This window comes from Ruegeria sp. E8, assembly GCF_056533985.1.
In genome coordinates this window covers 18,830-36,488 of the sequence record NZ_JBQFOY010000006.1, presented here as the reverse complement: position 1 = coordinate 36,488, position 17,659 = coordinate 18,830, and the positions used below count along the sequence as shown (strand labels likewise).

The window sequence follows — 17,659 nt, the reverse complement described above, 5'->3', positions numbered from 1 at the left end:
TCACCACTGGACTTAACCAGATCGGGCCGTTTAATCCTGATTGCGGAATATCCGGGTCGAAGAAAAAAACTGCTCCAGTTCCTCGATCCGTTCCTTGCTTTCTTCCCAGCGCGCCTCTTGCACTTCGGCAATCAAGGTTTCCGATATCAACTGCAAAGCGATGGTCGAATCCCAGCTGGACGGAGCCTCGACCAGCGCGTGGAACGTATAATTGGCGGTCTTACCAATGGGCGACCCCCATTGATCCGTGAACAAAACAACCGTCACGCCACGTTTCGAGGCAACCTGCGCCAATTTCTCCAGATGCGCCTCGTATCGGCGGATGTCGAAGATCACCAGAACAGACGACTCGTCCATATCCAGCAAATATTGCGGCCAGACATTCGCCGAGTTGCCCAGCATCGTCACATTGGGCCGGATGATCTGCATGTGATTGAACAGGTAATCCGCGTTCGACCGGGTGATACGACCGCCGACGACATAAAGATGGCGATCCGTATCGGCCAAAAGCTGGGCAACGGTGTCGAACATCTCGTTGTCTAATCGCTCCAACGTGTGGCGCATGTTCGTCCATACGGCCTGCGCAAAGCGGGTTGTTGCATGTTCAGCGTCATCATCAACAACCCAGGCATCCCGTTTCGAGATCGGCTTTTTGATCTGCGCCGCCACCTCTTCACGCAGCGCATCCTGCAGGTCGGGGAAGCCGTCGAACCCAAGCTTGCGCGCCATGCGAATAACGGTTGGCGTCGACACCTGCGCCGCAGCCGCCAGCTTGGTGATCGATTGCAAACCCGCCATCGGATAGTCCTGCAACAGGACAGAGGCCAACTGGCGCTCTGACCGGGTCAGATCGTCCAGTTCATCCTGAATCCGTTGTTTGACAAGTTTGGCAACGGTGGCCATCGGCATTCTCGTTTCTTAATTTTGTTACAGGATATGATCGTCTGTAATTTTGTCTACAGTAATTTTCTTGACAGGTGAGAAACTACTGTAACAAATGCTACCTATGCCTCTCGAGACCGAGTCATCTTTGCTTCAGCCGACCGAAGCCCCCGCAGCCCGTGTGCTGAATGCACATGGCCGCGCGCCGGCTATGCTGATATGCGAACATGCAAGCCGGTTTATTCCGGCGTCTCTTGACGGATTGGGAATGGATGAGGCTGCTGCATCCTCTCATGCAGCTTGGGACATCGGCGCGCTGGAGCTTTCAGTGGAACTGATGGGCGCATTGGACGCGCCGCTGGTCTACTCGCGCGTCAGCCGGCTGGTCTATGACTGTAACCGTCCCCCAGAACGCGAAGATTCCATGCCGCAGGTCAGCGAAGTGTTTTCCATTCCCGGAAACGAAAACCTGACCGATGCCGAACGCGCCCAGCGGGTTCAAGATATCTATGAGCCGTTCAAACAGCTTGTCTCAGCCACTCTGGACGCACGACCCGAACCGCCGGTCGTCATCACGATCCACAGCTTCACGCCTGTCTACAAGGGAGAGCCCCGCGCTGTGGAGCTGGGAATTCTTCACGACCAGGATGACCGCGCAGCCCATCTTATGCTGCAGCGTTCGGAAGGGGCGGGATTACACGTGGAACTGAACGAGCCCTACTCAGCCACGGATGGCGTCACGCATACGTTGCGAGAACATGCGATCAGTCGAAGTCTTCCGAATATCATGATCGAGGTGCGGAACGACTTGATCGACACACCAACAGGCGTGAACCGTATGGCGGGGCTGCTGACGCCAATCCTGCAATCGGTCATTACTGCGTTTTCGCACGCAGAGGCGAAATCATGAAAGCAGAGGTATCGAGATGAAGTTTTTGCGGGGATATGTGGCGGTCATCGACCGCACGAACCGCTGGGTCGGGCGCGTGATCATGTACGGCATATTCGTCATGATGGGCATCCTGCTCTGGTCCTCGATATCGAAAACCTTCTTCCTGCCCTCGCTCTGGACGCTGGAGATGGCCCAGTTCGCGATGGTGGCCTATTACATGCTTGGTGGCCCCTATTCGATCCAGATGGGATCGAATGTGCGTATGGACCTGCTGTATGGCGAATGGTCTCATCGCCGCAAGGCCTGGACTGACGCGTTCACCGTCCTTTTCCTGATCGTCTATCTCATCATTCTGTTGTGGGGTGGTTGGGACAGTCTGATGTACTCGTTCCAATATGGTGGCGAGCGCAGCGCGACGATTTGGAGGCCTTATCTGTGGCCGGTCAAGATGATCATGGTTGTCGGCATCTTCCTGATGCTGCTGCAAGCCGTTTCTGAATTGTTCAAAGACATTCTGCGTCTGCGTGGCGACGATATCCCGCGAGAGGTAATCTGATGTCTCACGAGATGATTGCCTTGCTGATGTTCGCATCAATGATGCTGATGATGCTGACCGGGCAGCGCGTTTTCGGTGCTATCGGCTTTGTCGCCGTCGTCTCGGCCTTGTTCCTATGGGGAGACCGGGGCGGCTATGACCTTGGGTTTGCAGCCGCAATCAAGGTCATGAAATGGTATCCGCTGCTGACGCTGCCGATGTTCATCTTCATGGGGTACATCTTGTCTGAAAGTCGGATCGCCGATGATCTGTACAGGATGTTCCATGTCTGGATGGGTGGCCTGTCCGGCGGGTTGGCTGTTGGCACCATCGGGTTGATGGTGCTGATCTCGGCGATGAACGGGCTGTCTGTTGCCGGAATGGCGATTGGCGCGACCATTGCGTTACCGGAACTGCTGCGTCGTAACTATGATAAACGTATGGTGACGGGTGTCATACAGGCCGGATCATCCTTGGGAATTCTTGTGCCGCCATCCGTGGTTTTGGTTCTGTACGCGATGATCGCGCGGCAACCGGTTGGACAGTTGTGGCTCGCTGGCGTGATTCCGGGCCTGATGATGGCAGCCATGTTCATCATCTATATCGTCATCCGTTGCCGCATCACACCGTCGCTCGGCCCGGTTCTACCGGCAGAAGAGCGCGACATTCCGTTTCTGGAAAAGCTGCGCCTGTTGCAGTCCGGATTGTTACCTCTGGGGATTTTCGCGGTGATGATGGTGCCGTTTGTGAACGGCTGGACCTCGCTGGTGGAATCCTCCGCCATCGGGGCCATCACGGCGATGGTGGCGGCGGCACTGAAAGGCCGGCTGACACGCAGGGTTTTTGAAAACTCCGTTCGGCACACGCTGGGCATTTCCTGCATGTTCATGTGGATCATTCTGGCGGCTTTGGCATTTGGCGCGGTTTTCGACGGGCTGGGTGCGGTGAAGGCAATTGAAAGCCTTTTCACCGAGAAACTGGGCCTTTCCCCCTGGATGATACTGGTCCTGATGCAACTCAGCTTTATCCTGATGGGTACGTTTCTTGATGACACAGCCATGCTGGTCATTGTCGCCCCTCTATACGTTCCGCTGGTAGGCGCACTGGGCTTTGATCTGATCTGGTATGGCGTACTTTACACCATCACAACGCAGATCGCGTATATGACGCCGCCGTTCGGCTATAACCTCTTTTTGATGCGTGCGATGGCCCCACCGGAAATTTCGCTGCGCGATATCTACAGCTCCATCATTCCCTTTGTTCTGGTGATGGTCTGCGCCTTGGCCATAATCATAATCTTCCCCGAAATCGCGCTTTGGCTGCCCAATTATGTTTACGGAAAATAAGTCACAAGACCCCGGAAAGGGGCGAAATTCTGCAGAATTAAACAGAGGAGAAAGACAATGACAACAAGACGCAGATTTTTAAGTTCAGCCGGTCTGGCGGGTGCAGCCACATTAGCGAGCCCGGCAATTGTCAAAGCACAATCAGCCATCAAATGGCGTTTCCAGACCTATGCCGGCGGCGCGTTGGGAGAGCACGTGACCAAGCCCGCCATCGACTACATCAACGCGAATGCCAATGGCGAGCTTGAGATCGAGCTGTTCTACGCCGACCAGATCGTCCCGACAGGTGAGCTGTTCCAGGCCCTGCAACGCGGCACGATTGACGGCGTGCATTCCGATGACGATTCCATGGCGTCTCCGACACCGTTGCGCCAGTTCGGCGGTTACTTCCCATTCGCGACCAAGCATATTCTGGACGTGCCGGTGCTGTTCAATCAGTATGGTCTGGCCGATATCTGGCGTTCGGAATATGAAAAAGTCGGCGTGGCGTGGTTGTCTGCTGCCGGTCAAGACCCGTGCAACTTCAACACCAAGAAAGAAATCAAGACGCTTGGCGATCTGGACGGCCTGAAACTGTATACATTCCCGACAGCCGGGCGATTTTTGGCTAAATTCGGCGTCGTACCGGTGAACATCCCCTACGAAGATGCCGAAGTCGCGGTGCAAACCGGCGAACTGGATGGCATGGCCTGGTCGGGCATTACCGAAGACTACACCGTAGGTTGGGCCGACGTGACCGATTATTTTCTGACCAACAACATCTCGGGCGCCTGGATCGGTTCGTGGTTTGCAAACCAGGAACGCTGGGCCGAGCTGCCGGATCATCTGAAATCAGTGGTTATGGCGGGTATCGAAGCAGGCCACACCTATCGCAACCAGTGGTACTGGGGTGGCGAAGCGGCCTTGCGCGCGAATGGCGACAAGCTGCAACTGCGTCAGGTTCCGGCCGCAGAATGGAAAGAAGTCGAAAACGCAGCTATCGAATTCTGGGACGAGGTCGCCCAGGAAGGTGAAATTCACCAAAAGATTGTTGGCATATTCCGGGAGTATAACTCGGTCATCAACCAGGCCGGTGCCCCCTACACTTTCGACTGACATCAAAATTGGGGGCGCTGCGATCTGGTGCCCCCCATTAAATGCACGAGGCTTGTTCCATGACCGCTATTTTGACTTTTGAAACCCTGACATCCCGTGTGGCCAACGGCGAGATTGACACTGTTCTTGTTTGCCTTGTGGACATGCAGGGCCGCTTGATGGGCAAACGCTTTCACGCGGGTCATTTCGTTGCAAGCGCGTGGGAAGAGACGCATTGCTGCAACTACCTGCTGGCCACCGATCTGGAGATGGGCACACCGGACGGCTATGCCTCGACCAGTTGGGAACGCGGCTATGGCGACTATGTCATGAAACCCGACCTCAGCACCCTGCGCCCGGTTCCCTGGCTTGAAGGCACGGTGATGGTGATGTGCGACCTGCTGGATCACCACACGCATGAAGAGGTGCCACAAGCACCGCGCTCGCTTCTGAAAAAGCAGGTCAACCGATTGAAAGCCATGGGCTTTGACGCGATGACCGCGACGGAACTGGAGTTTTTCCTGTTCGAGAAAAGCTTTGACCAGATCCGCAAGGAGGGCTTCCGCGATCTGGAACCGATCTCGGGTTACAACGAAGACTATCACATTCTTCAGACCACCAAGGAAGAGCATGTGATGCGCCCGATCCGCAACCATCTGTGGAATGCCGGGATACCGGTGGAGAATTCAAAGGGCGAGGCCGAAACCGGGCAGGAAGAACTGAACATCAAATATGCACCCGCGATGGAGACGGCCGAGTATCATTCGATCGCCAAGAACGCGGTTAAGGAAATTGCCTGGCAGCATGGTCATGCGGCGACGTTTCTGCCGAAATGGCATCACGACAAAGTGGGGAGTTCGTCCCATGTGCATCAGTCGCTCTGGGCCGATGGCAAACCGGCATTTTATGATGAGGCGGACGCGTTGGGCATGTCAGCGCTGATGAAAAGCTATATGGCCGGTCTGCTGAAATATGCGCCGGATTACACCTGTTTCATGGCTCCTTACGTCAACAGCTACAAGAGGTTCATGAAAGGGACGTTTGCGCCGACGCGGATCATCTGGTCGGTGGATAACCGCACGGCCGGGTTCCGCCTGTGCGGCGATGGCACCAAGGCGGTGCGGGTGGAATGCCGTATTCCGGGGTCGGATATGAACCCCTATCTGGCCATGGCCGGGATGCTGGCCGCCGGGATCGCGGGTATCGAGGAAGGGTTGGAGTTGCAGCCTCCGACCAAGGGTGATGTCTATCAGGGCGACACCGGCATGATCCCGGGCAATCTGCGCGCGGCGCGGGATGCGTTGCATGGTTCGACCATGCTGCGGGCGGCCATGGGAGACGAAGTAGTGGACCACTACGTCCGCGCGGCAGAGGTTGAGATTGAAGAGTTCGAACGTGTGGTGACGGATTGGGAAGTAGCCCGCGGGTTTGAACGGGCTTGAGTTTGGGCCAGGCTGGGGGCTCTGCCCCCAGACCCCCGGGATATTTTTGGCCAGATGAAGCAGGGATCCTGTTTCTTTCGGGAATGGAGTGAAGATGGGACAGATGTTGCAATGTGTCTCGCCGATTGATGGATCGGTTTATGCCGAACGTGAGGTGTTATCGCGGGACGCGGCCTTTGAGGTCACCGCGCGGGCAAGAGCGGCGCAGGCAGGTTGGGCGGCGCGGTCGCTGCAGGACCGTATTGACCTTGTCATGGCAGGCGTCGCCGCCGTCGGCGCGATGAATGATGAGATCGTGCCGGAACTGGCGCATATGATGGGCCGCCCGGTACGTTTTGGCGGTGAGTTTGGCGGTTTCAATGAACGCGCCAGCCATATGGCGGAAATCGCCGAAGCGTCCCTGGCCGATATTGCCGTAGGCGAGGATGAGACGTTCAAGCGCTATATCAAACGCGTTCCGCATGGGGTGGTGTTTGTAGTGGCGCCCTGGAATTATCCCTACATGACGGCGATCAACACGGTCGCACCGGCACTGATTGCGGGCAACACCGTGATCCTGAAACACGCCACGCAGACCTTGCTGGTGGGTGAACGTATGGCACGGGCCTTCCACGCGGCGGGTGTGCCTGAAGATGTGTTCCAGAATGTCTTACTGAGTCACGACGTGACCAACGATCTGATCGCGGGCAACGCGTTTGATTTCGTGAACTTTACCGGCTCGGTCGGTGGTGGTCAGGCGATGGAGCGTGCAGCGGCCGGAACCTTTACCGGCGTCGGTACCGAACTGGGCGGCAAGGATCCGGGCTATATCATGGAGGATGCCGATCTGGATGCTGCCGTGGATACTCTGATCGACGGGGCTATGTTCAATTCGGGTCAATGCTGTTGCGGGATCGAGCGGATTTACGTCCACGAAGCCCTCTATGATGACTTCGTCGCCAAAGCGGTGGAGATCGTGAAGGGTTACAAGCTGGGCAATCCTCTGGATGCCGAGACGACGATTGGCCCGATGGCCAATGTGCGTTTCGCCGATGAGGTGCGGGCGCAGATCGCCGAGGCGGTTGAGGCCGGTGCGGTCGCCCATATCGAGGCTTTCGCCGAGGACGACGGTGGCGCCTATCTGACCCCACAGATTCTGACAAATGTCACGCACGACATGCGCGTGATGCGGGATGAAAGCTTTGGCCCCGTTGTAGGCATCATGAAAGTGTCCTCGGACGAAGAAGCCATCGCGCTGATGAATGACAGCGAGTTCGGTCTGACCGCCAGCCTGTGGACCCGCGACGTAGATCGCGCCGCGCAGGTAGGCGACCGGATTGAAACCGGTACCGTGTTCATGAACCGGGCCGACTATCTTGACCCCGGCCTGTGCTGGACCGGCTGCAAGAACACCGGGCGCGGTGGCGGCCTTTCGGTCATTGGATATCACAACCTAACCCGTCCCAAATCCTATCACCTGAAAAAGGTCACGGGCTAAGGACGACGGTCTGCTCGGGTTTGACCCCCTCCCCCGAGCAGACCTCAAATACAAAGGAAACCGTAAATGTCACTTGTTGGAAACTGGTCTTATCCGACCGCCATCAAATTCGGGGCCGGGCGTATCAAGGAACTGCCCGAAGCCTGTGCCGCCGCCGGGATGAAAAAACCCCTGTTGGTTACAGATAAAGGGCTGGCGGATCTGCCGATCACCACGGCGACGCTGGATATCTTGGAGGCTGCCGGATTGGGTCGCGGTTTGTTCGGTGATGTGGACCCGAACCCGAATGAAAAGAACCTCGATGCTGGGGTCGCGGCCTACAATGCGGGCGGCCATGACGGGGTAATTGCCTTTGGCGGGGGCTCGGGGTTGGATCTGGGCAAGATGGTGGCTTTCATGGCAGGCCAGACGCGTCCGGTCTGGGATTTTGAGGACATTGGAGACTGGTGGACACGTGCCGACGCCGATGCCATCGCGCCAATCATCGCCGTGCCGACGACCGCCGGTACAGGGTCCGAGGTGGGGCGTGCCAGTGTCATCACCAATTCCGAAACCCATGCCAAGAAGATCATCTTCCATCCCAAAGTGCTGCCGACCGTCGTGATCTGCGACCCGGAACTGACGGTTGGGATGCCCAAATTCATTACGGCGGGCACCGGCCTGGATGCCTTCGCGCATTGTGTCGAGGCCTATTCCAGCCCGCACTATCATCCGATGAGTCAGGGCATCGCTCTGGAAGGTATGCGGTTGGTCAAAGAGTACCTTCCACGGGCTTACGCGGATGGCAGTGATATCGAAGCCCGCGCCCAGATGATGAGCGCGGCCGCCATGGGGGCAACCGCCTTTCAAAAAGGTCTCGGCGCGATCCACGCCATGAGCCATCCAATAGGCGCCCATTTCAACACCCATCACGGCACCACCAATGCCGTCTGCATGCCCACGGTGCTGGAATTCAACGCGCCCGCCATTGCCGACCGTTTTCAACAGGCGGCGGACTATCTGGGCATCGATGGCGGCTTTGACGGGTTCCGCGCTTTTGTGCAGGACTTCAACGACAGCCTCGGCATCCCCTCCAAACTGTCCAATCTGGACGTGACCGAAGCGTCGATTCCCAAACTGGTTGAAGGTGCGATCATTGATCCTTCATGCGGTGGAAACCCGATTGAGTTGACGAAAGAGAACCTGACGCAGCTGTTCAAAGCTGCCCTGTAAAACTTAGGGCCCGGCAGACATCCTGCCGGGCCCCTTTTGACTTGTTCCTACGGTATCGGATCAGTGCCCGGTCAGCACAAGTGTATTGACCGGCATCAGGATCAGGCGCAAACGCAGACCGGCTGCGTGGACAACGCCGATTGTGTCGACCACATGCAGGAACGCAGCCTCCCAAAAGCCCAGATCTTCGTGTTCCAGCCGCTCATGGTTGTCGGTGTAGACATTGGCCAGACAATTGCTGCCCGGAGGAATGTCATCGCCCATGCCCTTATACAGCGGCTCCATATAGACCAGGATCGAGCCGGGATTGGTGTTGTTCTGCACATCCCGCAACTCATCCGATGGGCGAATTTGGCCAGAGGGGATAACATCCTGCACTTCGACTACGACCGTTGGAATCACGGTGAACGGCTTGGTCATGCAGCCCAACTCACCGATCATCCCCGGCTTGATCACTTGGGCCGACAGTTGGTTGAACGCGGCCTGGAAACGATCATGCCCGGTATGCGATGGCACAAGAATGCCAGCGGGACGCAAGAGCGGGCTCACGTAATCACCGACCTGCAGGCCGAACTGTTCGACCCGCCCGGTCACACCGGCGCTGACCACCGTTTTGTCCAACTCGGTCTGCGCGGCGTCCAGTTGCGCAATGGCGCTGGCCAGCTGCGCAGGGATCAGCTCTTGGATCTGCTGCTCAACGGCTGCACGTTTGGATTCCGCGGCAACAACCTGTGCCTCGCGCTCGGCGACAAGGTTCTCAAGCCTCTCGATCTCGGCCAGTCTAACCGCGCTCGAACCTTCATCACGCAGGGTGGTGTTGCGTTCCAGATCCTCAAGAGATTGCGCAAGGGCCGCCTTGGCTCCGGCAATACCAGCCTCAGCCTCGGCCAGATCGGTTTCCGCGACCTTCAGCGAGGCCTGAACCTGTGCAATCTGTGCATTAGCCGCCTGAACCTGCGCGGTCTGGGTGAAATCTTCGAGCCGGAAAATCGGCTGACCTGCAGTGACCAACTCGTTGTTCTTTACAAAGACTTCCGAAACCCGGCCGCCTAGTTGCGGCAGAATGGTTACCGTCCGGAAATAGGACGCTGCGGTTTTACTGGCCGGATGGAAATAGAACAGCGTCGTGATCACGGTCAGAGCCAGAATGGCACAGGTAGTCAAACCCCAACGCAGTTCGTACCACATGGTGAACAAGGTGATCTCGTGACCGATGCGCTTGCCCTGAACGAACCGGCGGAACAGATAATCGGGCAACACCGTAATCAGGGCGCAGAGCAATGTCTCGATCATGTGTTCTGCTCCTGCGTTTCGGTGGCCTCGGAAACGGGCGCAGTCGGTGCAGGTGCTTCAGGCACCGGGTCCGGAACAGGTGACTGACCAAGAGAACGAATGGCATCGGCAATGTTTCTGAGCGGCGTGGCGAAATCCGGAAATTGGAAACCGGCGACCAGAATGGCAGCAATCCAGAAAAGACCGTTATGTGTAAAAAGCGCCAACAGCGCCAGAATACCCACCAACTGAAACTGCGGATGATTGTTTTCGTGAGCCATCTTTTCTGGAACTGAATGAAGCGTCAGGTAACCAACGCCAATCAGCACCACAAGAACAACGAAAAAGACGACCATGGCTGAAAAAAGGTAATCGCTTCCGTCAGCTGCGACAACGTATCGGGGAATATGCCCTGTGGCCATTGGATGAAGGTCTGCTGCAGTCACCTTACCCTCCTGTTTATCTTATACTTCTTTGACCGGGTTGAAGCATAAATTCAAGGCTGGTTATAGTCTGGAAACATTGCGGCAAAACGAAAGAAGGGCTTTGAAGCCGACATGCATTCCAAGAACATTATGGCACTTCCATCCCGTAGATATCGCAAGTCATGATTGATTTTCTTATCATTGGCGGCGGCATTGCCGGGCTCAGCGCGGGTGCGCGCCTGTCGCAGCACGGAACCGTCACGGTTCTGGAGGCCGAAGACGCCTTGGGATATCACGCATCGGGTCGGTCAGCGGCGCTGTTTGAGGAAAACTACGGGCCGCCATCGGTCGTGGAGTTGAACAAGGCCGGGGCCGATTTCCTGCGCACGAAGAATGGTGGCCATCTGACGCCGCGCGGATTGATGCTGGTCGGCGCGCTGGATCAGGCCGACATTTTCAAAACCGATTGCGCCGATCTGAACATGGCCCCGATACCGATGGATCAGGCCATCTCGATCGTTCCGATTCTGAACCCGGACAAGGCCGGGTTTGCCGCCATTAGTAGAGAGGCTTACGACATCGATACCGATCGTTTGCTACAGGATTTCGCCAAGACAATCCGTCGAAACGGAGGGACGGTTTCGACAAAAAGCAAAGTCACCAGCATTCGCAAAGACGGGAATTGGGTGGTTGAGGCCGGTGAGGTCTTTGAAGCCCGCACTCTGGTCAACGCAGCCGGGGCCTGGGTGGACGAGGTTGCTGGGCTTGCTGGGCTGCCCGGTATCGGTATCACTCCGCGCCGCCGGTCTATGGCACGCCTTCCCGCCCCCGGTGGACATGATGTTTCCGTCTGGCCCATGATGCTGGGCGCGGGTGAAGCATGGTATGCTAAACCGGATGCCGGTAAACTGCTGGTCTCCCCTGCCGAGGCTGAACCAGTTACGCCACACGATGCCTATGCCGACGATATGGTCCTTGCCGAGGGTCTGGCCCGGTACGAGGCGCTGATGACCGAACCTGTAACACGGGTTGAATCGACTTGGGCTGGTTTGCGCAGTTTCTCTCCTGACGGGACGCTGGTGCTTGGCCCGGACCCGCTGGACCCTTCGTTTATCTGGTCCGCAGGTCAGGGCGGATATGGTTTCACAACCTCACCCGCGGCGTCGCAGCTGTTGTGTGATCTGGTTGTCGGAAACACTCCGGAACTGGAACCTGACGTTGTTAACTTGCTGACCCCTGACAGGCTGAAGAGATGATCAAACGCAAGCTCCCTTCGTCGGCAAGCGTCGCGCACACGCATGACAACGGCAAATTGATAGCCCCGGCCGCTACTCGAAACGCGGATGCCCTTTGCGCGTTGTTGCAGGACTGGGCGCCGCCCCGGGGGCAAGCTTTGGAGATCGCAAGCGGGACCGGTCAGCATGTCAGTGCCTTTGCGGAATCGCTGCCCGGTCTCAACTGGCACCCGACCGAAATTGACTCTGACCGGCGATTGAGCATCGACGCGTATACCCGCAACTTGCCAAATGTCGCGCGCGCCGAAAAGTTGGATGCAACACTCTCGGGCTGGCACAGGCAGTTTCCAGGGCAGAACCTGATCATTCTGATCAATCTGCTTCACTTGATCAGTTGGCAGGAAACCAAGACCATCGTCTCGGAAGTCGCTCAGTCTCTGTCTCCGAACGGTAGATTTGTTTTATACGGCCCATTCAAGCGCGCGGGTCAGCTTACCAGTGATGGGGACAAACGGTTTCACGAGGCTCTGACCCAACAAGATCCGGACATCGGTTACAAAAACGACGAGGTTATTCTAGGCCTTCTAAAAGACGTCGGTCTGTACACGTTGGAAACGGTTGAAATGCCCGCCAACAATCTGGCCTTTATTGCCGAACGCTCTGTCGCCTGATCGAGATCAAAGTCGAACTGCACCCCCCCAATTCATATTCATTTTACGAAATATGAAAGGGTATAAGTAAATGGCTTGGCAAGAAAAGCTCTCGGAAACGCGAAAGAGTTTGCGACATCTCAACAACACCATTCCCGAAACGACGCGTGCATTCGGAGCACTCGGGAAAGCCGTCAAGGAAGGCGGGACACTCGACTACAAGACAAAAGAGTTTATCGCATTGGGCATGTCGGTCTCTCAGCGATGCGAGCCCTGTATCACCCTGCACACCGAAGCGCTGATCAAAGCGGGCGCGACGCGAGATGAGGTTTCCGACGTATTGGCCATGGCCATTCAGATGGGCGGCGGCCCGGCCATGATGTACGCCGCCAAAGCGTTGGAATGTTTCGACGAACTCAGCACCTTGTAACATACGCATACAAAAAAGCCTGCTGAGGCAGGCTGGCCTCCGGCGGAGGTATTTTTCAACAGAAGAAGTAACGGATCGTTAACTCTGAACGGCAAAAATAGCTTTGCGGTACAGGCGGAGGCGCCGATGACCGCAACAGGAGAAGGCCCCCTTGCCAAAAGCAAGGGGGCTGGATTTGTCACCAGCCCCCGCTTCTTCTGTTTGAAAATACCTCCGCCGGAGGCATGGGCCGCCGCAGGCGGCGCATTCCATTCGAACCGCCTGCAACACAGTCCAGGATCAGCCGTCCTTGCGGATGACCTCGTTCTTCGGATCGTAGGGGCTGTCGCAGGTCACAACCGCATCCCACAGTTTATCCTGAATCTTGACCTGCAGCTTGGTGCCTTCGACCGCCAGCTCTGGCTTCACATAGCCCATGCCGATGGATTTCTCGAACGCCACCGAGTAACCGCCCGAGGTCAGACGACCGACGCGCTCACCTTCCGGTGTGTACAGCGCTTCGCGGCCCCACGGATCGGCATCGTCCGGTCCGTCGATCAGCAGGGTGCAGCATTTGACGCGCACGCCGGTCTCTTCCAGCTTGGCCTTGCCATAGAAATCTTTCGACAGATCGACAAAGCGCGGCAGGTCGGCTTCAAGCGGGGTCGCGTCGCGACCAAGTTCGGTACCAAACGCGCGATAGGATTTCTCCTGACGCAGCCAGTTTTGCGCGCGGGCACCGACCAGCTTCATACCGTGCTTTTCACCGGCTTTTTCCAGCAGGTCGAACAGGTAGTTCTGCATCTCGATCGGATGGTGCAGTTCCCAACCCAACTCACCGGTATAGGCCACACGGATCGCGTTGACCGGGCACATACCCAGTTCGATCTGACGGGCAGACAGCCACGGGAAGCGCTTGTTGGACAGAGCGGTATCCGGATCGGCGTCCTTGATGACCTCTTTCAGAACATCACGCGACTTGGGTCCGGCGATGGCGAAGACGCCCCACTGAGTGGTCACGTCCTGGATCTCGATGTAACCGAACTCCTCCATCTTGTCCTCGGCCGCCTTGCGCAGGTAGTCGGCGTCATACTCGGTCCAGGCACCGGCAGAGACGATGTAGTAGTTGTTCTCGCCATTGCGAACGATAGTGTATTCGGTGCGGGTGGTCCCGTGCGAGGTCAGCGCGTAGGTCAGGTTGATGCGACCGACCTTGGGCAGCTTGTTGCAGGTGAACCAATCCAGGAATTGGGTCGCACCGGGGCCTTTGACGACATGCTTGGTAAAGGCCGACGCGTCGATCAGGCCAACGCCTTCGCGGATCGCCTTCGCTTCTTCGACGGCATATTGCCACCAGCCACCGCGGCGGAACGAACGGCTTTCCTTGTCGAAGTTGTCAGGTGCATCGACGGGGCCGAAATAGTTCGGACGTTCCCAGCCGTTGACCCAGCCGAACTGTGCGCCGCGTGCTTTCTGACGGTCGTATGCCGGAACGGTCCGCAGCGGACGGCAGGCTGCGCGCTCTTCGTCCGGGTGGTGCAGGATGTAGACGTGCTCATAGCACTCTTCGTTCTTGCGGGCCGCAAATTCGGTGGTCATCCAGTTGCTGCTGTAACGCTTGGGGTCCAGCGAGGCCATGTCGATCTCGGCTTCGCCATCGACCATCATCTGCGCCAGATAGTAGCCGGTGCCGCCCGCAGCGGTGATACCGAACGAGAACCCTTCGGCCAGCCACATGTTGCGCAGGCCCGGAGCGGGGCCAACCAGAGGGTTGCCGTCAGGGGTGTAGCAAATTGGGCCGTTGAAATCGTCTTTCAGACCGGATTCGGCGCAGGACGGAACGCGTTCGGCCATCGCCATGTACTGATCGGCGATCCGGTCCAGATCCAGCGGGAACAGGTCGGCGCGGAAGCTGTCCGGTACGCCATGTTCGAACTGCGCGGGCGCGCCGTGCTCATAGATACCCAGAATCCAGCCGCCGCGTTCTTCGCGCGCATAGGATTCATTGTCAGCATCACGGACAACAGGGTGTTCGGGGTTGCCTGCCTCACGCCATTTGACCAGTTCCGGGTCTTTGTCCATGACGATGAATGTGTGTTCGACCGGGATGGCAGGCATTTTGATGCCCAGCATCTTGGCGGTGCGCTGTGCGTGGTTGCCCGACGCGGTCACAACGTGCTCGGCAGTGATTACGACCTGCTCATCAGAAGGAACGAGGTTGCCGCCCTTTTCGACCATCTTGGTGCAGGTGACTTCCCAGTGGGTGCCGTTCCAGTGGAACGCGTCGGCCTGCATCTTGCGGACAATATCGACACCGCGCTGACGAGCACCTTTGGCCATCGCCTGCGTCACGTCGGCAGGGTTAATGTAGCCGTCTTCAGTGTGGTAGATCGCGCCCTTCAGGTCCGAGGTTTCGATCAGCGGCCAGCGTTCCTTGATCTGATCAGGTGTCAGCCATTCGTAGGCGACATCACAGGTCTCGGCGGTGGAGGCGTAGAGCATGTACTCGTCCATACGCTCTTGCGTCTGCGCCATGCGCAGGTTGCCGACCACGGCGAAACCCGCGTTCAGTCCGGTCTCTTCCTCAAGCGTCTTGTAGAAATCGACCGAGTATTTGTGGATGTGGGTCGTCGCATAGGACATGTTGAACAGCGGCAGCAGGCCTGCCGCGTGCCAGGTCGAGCCAGAGGTCAGCTCATCCCGTTCGATCAGCATCACATCGTCCCAGCCCGCTTTGGCCAGGTGATAGGCAATCGAGGTGCCGACGGCGCCGCCGCCTACAACCAGTGCTTTGACTTGGGTTTTCATAGCCGGGAATCTCCCCTTGAATTCAGTTGCCACCATATGGCGCACTTATGGGGGGTCGCGCGACATTCATCCGACCAGTGATAGGAAAAAAACGACCCGATCAGCATATGCAGGTCGCAAACCGGCAATCGAGCCTTTGACCTCAGCCGCTGGAGCGGCAGCGTTTACTGGCTCCGACCGAGGTGCAGACCAGTTTGGTACCTTCCTCCGAAGGCTTCTGTGCGGTCGGGTTCTGAGGTTGCGGCGCTTCGGAATCGGCTTCGAACCAGCTGTCCGAAATCCCGGCGCGTGAAGAAACCGAGGCAAGATAACCTTTGACGCTCAGACCAATTTCCGATGCGTTGGCTTGCTGAGAATAGTCCAGCCCCGCAACGGCCAAACCGCAGATCGTTACAATCCCCGCCAGATATTTTGCACTCATGTTGATCACCTGTTCGTATTCGGGTCTTTGAGACCAGAACAAGTAGACGTTTTGAGGGCACAAAACGGACCAGATCACGAAACGCGTTACGAATGGTCGGATAAAATCTTGCCGGGATTCATGATGTTCTCGGGGTCTAGCGCGGCTTTGATCGCGGCCATATACCGGGTGGCTGCACCGAGTTCTTTGATCAGATAGGGTTTTTTGCCCTGGCCAATTCCATGTTCGCCGGTACAAGTGCCCTCCATCGAAATCGCCAGATCGTTCAACCAGCCAACAAACTCTTCAGCTTTGGCGACCTCATCGGCACTCTCCATGTCGATCAACAGAAGCGAGTGAAAATTCCCATCCCCCACGTGCCCCACCATCGGGGCGATAAGCCCAAGTTCGGTTGCTTTCCTCTGGGTCTCGGTCACGCACTCGGCCAGATGCGAGATCGGCACGCAGACATCGGTCGAGATACCGCGCGCACCGGGGCGCAATTGCAGGCATGCCCAATACATATCATGCCGCGCCTGCCAAAGCTTGTTCCGCTCTTCAGTGGTCGAGGTCGCGGCAAAATCGGTGCCGCCGAACTCTTCGGCAATCTGGCCAAAGGTTTCGGCCTGTTCCACCGCTCCGCTTTCCGAGCCATGGAATTCCAGCAACAGCAACGGCGTTTCCGGCAGGCTCAGCCCGGAATAGGCGTTGGCCGCCTGAACTGACATCTCGTCCAGCAACTCGATTCGGGCGACAGGAATGCCATATTGAATGGTCATCATCACGGCACGGCACGCCGCATCGACGGTTGGAAAGGAACACCGGGCGGAACTGATCGCTTCGGGGATGCCCTGCAACCTCAGGGTCAGTTCGGTGATGATCCCCAATGTGCCTTCGGCCCCGATCAGAAGGCGGGCCAGATCGTATCCGGCCGAGGATTTCTTGGCCCGGTGCCCGGTACGGATGATCTGACCATCCGGCATCACCGCCTCGAGGCTGAGCACATTGTCCTTCATGGTTCCATAGCGCACCGCATTTGTGCCCGAGGCACGGGTGGCAGCCATGCCGCCCAGTGAGGCGTTGGCACCGGGATCAATCGGGAAGAACAGACCCTGGTCGCGCAAATGCGTATTCAGCGCCTCGCGGGTCACGCCCGGCTGCACGACGCAGTCCAGATCCTCGGCATGGACAGCCAGAACCTTGTCCATTTGTGTCAGATCGACTGAGAAACCTCCCGCCGGCGCATTCACATGTCCTTCCAGCGACGTTCCAGTGCCGAACGGGATCACTGGCACACGGTGCGCGGCACAGGTTTTGACGATGTCAGAAACCTCCTGCGTTGTATGCGGGAATACCACGGCATCCGGGCTTTGGTTTTCGATCCATGTCGTGGTGTGACCATGCTGTTCACGGATCGCAGCACTTGTTTGCAACCTGTCGCCAAAGCGCTGCTTGAGCACGCCGATCACGGTTTCAATACCAGCTTCATTCCGTGGCAATGCGGTTGCCTGCACCATCGTCATCCTCCCCTGCCCGCGCATGTCGCGGACCTTTCAGCCTATGACTAAAAGGCCCATAGCGGGCGGGCAATCCCCACTAA

The 17,659-nt window shown here is 57.4% G+C and carries 16 protein-coding genes; 10 read left to right on the top strand and 6 right to left on the bottom strand.

Annotated elements, in window-relative coordinates; translation table 11 throughout:
• Positions 1-30 precede the first annotated feature (30 nt).
• A complete protein-coding gene (locus ACR0LF_RS09950) occupies positions 31-903 on the bottom strand; it encodes a MurR/RpiR family transcriptional regulator (protein ID WP_480578162.1) in 873 nt (290 codons plus the stop codon).
• Between the two features lie 103 nt (positions 904-1,006).
• On the opposite strand from ACR0LF_RS09950, the gene ACR0LF_RS09945 reads away from it, so the two are divergent.
• The 7 genes from ACR0LF_RS09945 to ACR0LF_RS09915 all read left to right on the top strand — a co-directional run bounded on the left by ACR0LF_RS09945 (position 1,007) and on the right by ACR0LF_RS09915 (position 8,860).
• Positions 1,007-1,792 (top strand): N-formylglutamate amidohydrolase, encoded by a 786-nt coding sequence (locus ACR0LF_RS09945; protein ID WP_480578159.1) that lies wholly within the window; start codon positions 1,007-1,009, stop codon positions 1,790-1,792.
• Positions 1,793-1,808: 16 nt separating this feature from the next.
• Positions 1,809-2,330, top strand: a complete 522-nt coding sequence (locus ACR0LF_RS09940) for a TRAP transporter small permease subunit (RefSeq protein WP_480578156.1) — start codon at positions 1,809-1,811, stop codon at positions 2,328-2,330.
• Positions 2,330-3,655, top strand: a complete 1,326-nt coding sequence (locus tag ACR0LF_RS09935) for a TRAP transporter large permease (RefSeq protein WP_480578153.1) — start codon at positions 2,330-2,332, stop codon at positions 3,653-3,655. Before ACR0LF_RS09940 ends, ACR0LF_RS09935 begins: the two co-directional genes overlap by 1 nt.
• A gap of 57 nt (positions 3,656-3,712) precedes the next feature.
• The gene (locus ACR0LF_RS09930; protein ID WP_480578151.1) at positions 3,713-4,750 is read left to right on the top strand and encodes a TRAP transporter substrate-binding protein; all 1,038 of its coding nucleotides are present in this window, start codon (positions 3,713-3,715) and stop codon (positions 4,748-4,750) included.
• Positions 4,751-4,809: 59 nt separating this feature from the next.
• Entirely contained in the window at positions 4,810-6,171 is a 1,362-nt protein-coding gene (locus tag ACR0LF_RS09925) for a glutamine synthetase family protein (protein ID WP_480578147.1), read from the top strand.
• A gap of 94 nt (positions 6,172-6,265) precedes the next feature.
• Positions 6,266-7,648, top strand: coding sequence for an aldehyde dehydrogenase family protein (locus ACR0LF_RS09920; RefSeq protein ID WP_480578144.1), 1,383 nt, complete (start codon positions 6,266-6,268; stop codon positions 7,646-7,648).
• A 66-nt stretch (positions 7,649-7,714) separates the two neighbouring features.
• Positions 7,715-8,860 carry an iron-containing alcohol dehydrogenase gene (locus tag ACR0LF_RS09915; protein ID WP_480578142.1) on the top strand — a complete coding sequence of 382 codons (1,146 nt, stop codon included), beginning with the start codon at positions 7,715-7,717 and terminating at the stop codon, positions 8,858-8,860.
• A 60-nt stretch (positions 8,861-8,920) separates the two neighbouring features.
• Here ACR0LF_RS09915 and ACR0LF_RS09910 read toward each other — a convergent pair whose 3' ends face one another.
• Together ACR0LF_RS09910 and ACR0LF_RS09905 are read right to left on the bottom strand one after the other, a co-directional pair.
• Positions 8,921-10,153, bottom strand: coding sequence for an HlyD family secretion protein (locus tag ACR0LF_RS09910; protein ID WP_480578139.1), 1,233 nt, complete (start codon positions 10,151-10,153; stop codon positions 8,921-8,923).
• Entirely contained in the window at positions 10,150-10,578 is a 429-nt protein-coding gene (locus ACR0LF_RS09905) for a hypothetical protein (protein WP_480578136.1), read from the bottom strand. Before ACR0LF_RS09905 ends, ACR0LF_RS09910 begins: the two co-directional genes overlap by 4 nt.
• A 161-nt stretch (positions 10,579-10,739) precedes the next feature.
• Between ACR0LF_RS09905 and ACR0LF_RS09900 the strand changes: the two genes are divergently transcribed.
• The 3 genes from ACR0LF_RS09900 (at position 10,740) to ACR0LF_RS09890 (ending at position 12,872) form a co-directional block, all read left to right on the top strand.
• Entirely contained in the window at positions 10,740-11,813 is a 1,074-nt protein-coding gene (locus tag ACR0LF_RS09900; RefSeq protein WP_480578133.1) for an NAD(P)/FAD-dependent oxidoreductase, read from the top strand.
• Positions 11,810-12,463, top strand: coding sequence for a DUF938 domain-containing protein (locus ACR0LF_RS09895; protein WP_480578130.1), 654 nt, complete (start codon positions 11,810-11,812; stop codon positions 12,461-12,463). Before ACR0LF_RS09900 ends, ACR0LF_RS09895 begins: the two co-directional genes overlap by 4 nt.
• 70 nt (positions 12,464-12,533) lie before the next feature.
• Complete coding sequence (locus ACR0LF_RS09890; protein WP_480578127.1) at positions 12,534-12,872, top strand: carboxymuconolactone decarboxylase family protein; 339 nt, start codon at positions 12,534-12,536, stop codon at positions 12,870-12,872.
• A gap of 279 nt (positions 12,873-13,151) precedes the next feature.
• On the opposite strand, the gene ACR0LF_RS09885 is transcribed toward ACR0LF_RS09890, so the two are convergent.
• The 3 genes from ACR0LF_RS09885 to ACR0LF_RS09875 all read right to left on the bottom strand — a co-directional run bounded on the left by ACR0LF_RS09885 (position 13,152) and on the right by ACR0LF_RS09875 (position 17,576).
• Entirely contained in the window at positions 13,152-15,659 is a 2,508-nt protein-coding gene (locus ACR0LF_RS09885) for a GcvT family protein (protein ID WP_480578124.1), read from the bottom strand.
• Positions 15,660-15,801: 142 nt separating this feature from the next.
• Positions 15,802-16,080, bottom strand: a complete 279-nt coding sequence (locus ACR0LF_RS09880) for a hypothetical protein (protein WP_480578121.1) — start codon at positions 16,078-16,080, stop codon at positions 15,802-15,804.
• Positions 16,081-16,166: 86 nt separating this feature from the next.
• Positions 16,167-17,576: an FAD-binding oxidoreductase gene (locus ACR0LF_RS09875; RefSeq protein WP_480578118.1), complete on the bottom strand. Its 1,410-nt coding sequence runs from the start codon at positions 17,574-17,576 to the stop codon at positions 16,167-16,169.
• Between the last annotated feature and the right edge of the window lie 83 nt (positions 17,577-17,659).

Excerpts from the sequence above, each read along its gene's own strand:
- ACR0LF_RS09950 (WP_480578162.1), bottom strand. The coding sequence starts at position 903 with ATGGCCACCGTTGCCAAACTTGTCAAACAACGGATTCAGGATGAACTG.
- ACR0LF_RS09945 (WP_480578159.1), top strand. The coding sequence starts at position 1,007 with ATGCCTCTCGAGACCGAGTCATCTTTGCTTCAGCCGACCGAAGCCCCC.
- ACR0LF_RS09940 (WP_480578156.1), top strand. The coding sequence starts at position 1,809 with ATGAAGTTTTTGCGGGGATATGTGGCGGTCATCGACCGCACGAACCGC.
- ACR0LF_RS09935 (WP_480578153.1), top strand. The coding sequence starts at position 2,330 with ATGTCTCACGAGATGATTGCCTTGCTGATGTTCGCATCAATGATGCTG.
- ACR0LF_RS09930 (WP_480578151.1), top strand. The coding sequence starts at position 3,713 with ATGACAACAAGACGCAGATTTTTAAGTTCAGCCGGTCTGGCGGGTGCA.
- ACR0LF_RS09925 (WP_480578147.1), top strand. The coding sequence starts at position 4,810 with ATGACCGCTATTTTGACTTTTGAAACCCTGACATCCCGTGTGGCCAAC.
- ACR0LF_RS09920 (WP_480578144.1), top strand. The coding sequence starts at position 6,266 with ATGGGACAGATGTTGCAATGTGTCTCGCCGATTGATGGATCGGTTTAT.
- ACR0LF_RS09915 (WP_480578142.1), top strand. The coding sequence starts at position 7,715 with ATGTCACTTGTTGGAAACTGGTCTTATCCGACCGCCATCAAATTCGGG.
- ACR0LF_RS09910 (WP_480578139.1), bottom strand. The coding sequence starts at position 10,153 with ATGATCGAGACATTGCTCTGCGCCCTGATTACGGTGTTGCCCGATTAT.
- ACR0LF_RS09900 (WP_480578133.1), top strand. The coding sequence starts at position 10,740 with ATGATTGATTTTCTTATCATTGGCGGCGGCATTGCCGGGCTCAGCGCG.
- ACR0LF_RS09895 (WP_480578130.1), top strand. The coding sequence starts at position 11,810 with ATGATCAAACGCAAGCTCCCTTCGTCGGCAAGCGTCGCGCACACGCAT.
- ACR0LF_RS09890 (WP_480578127.1), top strand. The coding sequence starts at position 12,534 with ATGGCTTGGCAAGAAAAGCTCTCGGAAACGCGAAAGAGTTTGCGACAT.
- ACR0LF_RS09885 (WP_480578124.1), bottom strand. The coding sequence starts at position 15,659 with ATGAAAACCCAAGTCAAAGCACTGGTTGTAGGCGGCGGCGCCGTCGGC.
- ACR0LF_RS09880 (WP_480578121.1), bottom strand. The coding sequence starts at position 16,080 with ATGAGTGCAAAATATCTGGCGGGGATTGTAACGATCTGCGGTTTGGCC.
- ACR0LF_RS09875 (WP_480578118.1), bottom strand. The coding sequence starts at position 17,576 with ATGGTGCAGGCAACCGCATTGCCACGGAATGAAGCTGGTATTGAAACC.